Below are 2,822 nucleotides of genomic sequence, written 5' to 3' on the forward strand. Positions count from 1 at the left end.
TTTTGTTTTTTCAGGGATTTTAATTGTTGCTTATTTTGTTTCACTGTTTATTTGCCGGTCAGGTGTTTATCTTTTTCCGCTGGTATTCATGATGATGATTATGATGTGGAATATGACTGAAACCAGTGAGGAACGGATTGCTCAGGGGGAATATTACTTAACTCAGTGCCGGTTAACTGAGACTGACATCGGTAATGGTTTTTTTTCCTCTGCCACCAATAAACTTAACTGCGGCGGCACCATCGTCAATGTTAACAAATCTGATTATGACAAGTCAGTCCGTGAATATAAATCAGTTACTGAAAATACACCGTAATCAGCTGTCCACACAGAGAAAATCCGCATGACAAAAGATATTAATGTAAAGCAAAACCAGATTTCCCCGTGCAGTCCGTATGATTTACGGTCTGTCACCGATAATGAGGGAAGTACTTTTCTTATTCAGACCTCATTAATTATTACCGCCCGTAACAGCACACTGACAAAAGATGAAACCGTGGTGGAACTGATTACGGGAGAAACACTGCGGCTCAGTATGCCGGTCAGTCAGTTTATTGATGCCCTTAACCTTAAATACCCTTACGGAATACCGCCGGAGAAATAATCGTATGAAACGTTTATGTATTTTATTCAGTATGTGCCTGCTGTCCGGCTGTGCCGGAATGAAAAGCGGTTTTGACTGTAACGCCACCGCACAGGATTCCTGTATGACGATGGAGGAGGCGAACAAAAAAGCACAGAGTCAGTCCCTGTCCGCGCCGGGGGCAAAAAAGTCCGTTCCGGCACAGCCGGAGGCTGTCCGTCTGCCCGCTCAGGCACGTAACGGTAACGCCGGAACCGGCTCACCGGCAGGCACCCTGACCCGCGTCCGGCACCGGTGATGACCACGGCACAGACCGTAAAATCCGGCACGGCCGTATCACCACCGCCGGTCACCGGCCGCACGTCCGGCACGGTGAACCGCACCGGGACGGTCTCCGCCCTGAATGACACCGGCATCACACAGGCGGTGTATCAGCCCGCGCCGACCGCCCGCGTCTGGATTGCCGGATGGATTGATGAACATGACAACTTTTATCAGCCGTCTGTCGTCTCCTTTGTCGTGAAACGCGGTCAGTGGGCGGAGTATCAGTGATGAGCGAACCGATATCCGTAAAGGACATCCTGAAAAACCTGTTCCGGGTGTCCGGCAGACCGCAGGCGGAGACAGACGAACCGGTCTCCGGCCTGCACGAAAATACCCTGAAAGCGCTGTTTACCGGCTGGCGCAGACCGGACGGTAAGCAGCGGGCGAATGCCGCCCTTGAGGATATGGATTATCCGTCATTCAGTACCCTGCTGCCGTACCGGCTGTACGACCCGGATTCCGGGCTGTTCCTCAATGACACCACGCTCGGGTTCGTGCTGGAATGCACCCCGCTGATTGGCGCCAACGACAAGATTGTCGATGCGCTGGATTACTTTCTGCGCAACAAACTGCCGCGCAAAGTCCCCCTGACCTTTCTGCTGCTCGGCAGCAAATGTGTCAGTGACACGCTTGCCTTCGGGCTGCAGGACATGCAGTGGAAAGGGGATATGGCGGATAAGTTTAATGCCGTCACCCGCGCCTATTATGAGAACGGGGCATTAAACAGCTTCCCGAACGGCAAAGACTACCCGCTGACCCTGCGCAATTACCGGCTGTTTGTCAGCTACGCCGAACCGTGCAAAAAACCGGATGCCCTGGCCTTTCAGTCGGTCAACAAAACCCTCAGCATCATTCAGCAGTCCCTGTCCGGCGCCAGTATTGCCTCGGAGCGGATGGACGATAAGGGGCTTATCCGCCTGGTCCGCGAGCTGATTAACTTCCGTCATGACCAGATACTGCCGCCGGATGATGTGCTTGACCCGTATGAGGAGCTGAACTTTCAGGGGGCTGACCGTTCCCTGACCCTGACCGTGGAGCCGGACGCCCTGCGCCAGACCCTGTCGGTGCCGGGCGGCCGGAAAAGCCGTACCCGGATACTGAATTATGCCCTGGAGAAAAACCCGGTCCGCTTTGCGCTGTGGCAGGGCGGGGATAACCTCAGCAATCTGTTAGACCCGGCCTCCACAATCCCCTGTCCGTTTGCGATCACTCTGACCACGGAGGTGGAAGACCTGGTGGCCTCGCAGAATGAGGCCAACCGCAAATTCATGACCAATGACAGCCGTGCCAACTCCAAATACGCCAGCTGGATCCCCGGGGTGAAACAGGCGCGGGATGAGTGGGGGGAGCTGCGTACAAGGCTCAGTAAAAACCAGTCCGCCCTGGCGCGGTACAGTTTCGGTATCACGCTGTTCTGCGAGGATGATGATGACAGGGCGCTGATGGCGGAAATGGCGCTGATGAACACCTTCACCGGCAACGGGCTGACCGTCAGTTCCCCGACCTTTATGCAGCTGCGCAACTATCTGGCGCTGTTCCCGTTCAAGATGCAGGAGGGGCTGTGGACAGATATGCGCCGCTGCGGGGCCACGTTCCGGGCGGAAGCCTTTAATGTCGCCAACCTGCTGCCGGTTGTGGCCGATAACCGTATCTCGCCGCGCGGGCTGCCGATACCGTCTTACCGTAATCAGTTGTCTTTCCTGAATATCTTTGACGAAAAATCCGGACTCGGGAATGACAACTACAATATGGCGGTCTGCGGGACGTCCGGCAGCGGAAATCGTTTCTGATCCAGGCGATGATCCGCCAGGTGCTGGACGGCGGCGGCCGCGGCTGGGTGCTTGACCTCGGGGACTCCTACAAGGGGTTGTGTCAGGCGGCCGGCGGTGTGTATGTCGATGCCACCACCCTGAAA

Annotated in this window: 5 protein-coding genes and 1 pseudogene; all 6 read left to right on the forward strand. The window is 55.3% G+C overall.

Annotation, left to right across the window (positions count from 1 at the left end; genetic code table 11):
- Nucleotides 1–316, forward strand: a pseudogene (locus X965_RS18455) (hypothetical protein); the annotation flags it as partial.
- 27 nt (nucleotides 317–343) lie between these two features.
- Entirely contained in the window at nucleotides 344–604 is a 261-nt protein-coding gene (locus X965_RS18460; protein WP_036419702.1) for a hypothetical protein, read from the forward strand.
- A 4-nt stretch (nucleotides 605–608) separates the two neighbouring features.
- Nucleotides 609–881 (forward strand): TraV family lipoprotein, encoded by a 273-nt coding sequence (locus X965_RS19835; RefSeq protein ID WP_051997420.1) that lies wholly within the window; start codon nucleotides 609–611, stop codon nucleotides 879–881.
- Nucleotides 881–1,135 (forward strand): TraV family lipoprotein, encoded by a 255-nt coding sequence (locus X965_RS19840; RefSeq protein ID WP_051997421.1) that lies wholly within the window; start codon nucleotides 881–883, stop codon nucleotides 1,133–1,135. Before X965_RS19835 ends, X965_RS19840 begins: the two co-directional genes overlap by 1 nt.
- On the forward strand, nucleotides 1,135–2,697 hold the full coding sequence (locus X965_RS18475) for a TraC family protein (RefSeq protein WP_051997422.1): 1,563 nt from the start codon (nucleotides 1,135–1,137) through the stop codon (nucleotides 2,695–2,697). Before X965_RS19840 ends, X965_RS18475 begins: the two co-directional genes overlap by 1 nt.
- A gap of 8 nt (nucleotides 2,698–2,705) precedes the next feature.
- Nucleotides 2,706–2,822 (forward strand): hypothetical protein (locus X965_RS19845; protein WP_253280792.1); only part of this gene is annotated, 117 nt, incomplete at its 3' end.

This window comes from Morganella sp. EGD-HP17, from assembly GCF_000512315.2.
Taxonomy (GTDB): domain Bacteria; phylum Pseudomonadota; class Gammaproteobacteria; order Enterobacterales; family Enterobacteriaceae; genus Morganella; species Morganella morganii.

Bases quoted from the DNA above. Each gene is read 5' to 3' on its own strand.
- X965_RS18460 (WP_036419702.1), top strand. From the start codon at position 344: ATGACAAAAGATATTAATGTAAAGCAAAACCAGATTTCCCCGTGCAGT.
- X965_RS19835 (WP_051997420.1), top strand. From the start codon at position 609: ATGAAACGTTTATGTATTTTATTCAGTATGTGCCTGCTGTCCGGCTGT.
- X965_RS19840 (WP_051997421.1), top strand. From the start codon at position 881: ATGACCACGGCACAGACCGTAAAATCCGGCACGGCCGTATCACCACCG.
- X965_RS18475 (WP_051997422.1), top strand. From the start codon at position 1,135: ATGAGCGAACCGATATCCGTAAAGGACATCCTGAAAAACCTGTTCCGG.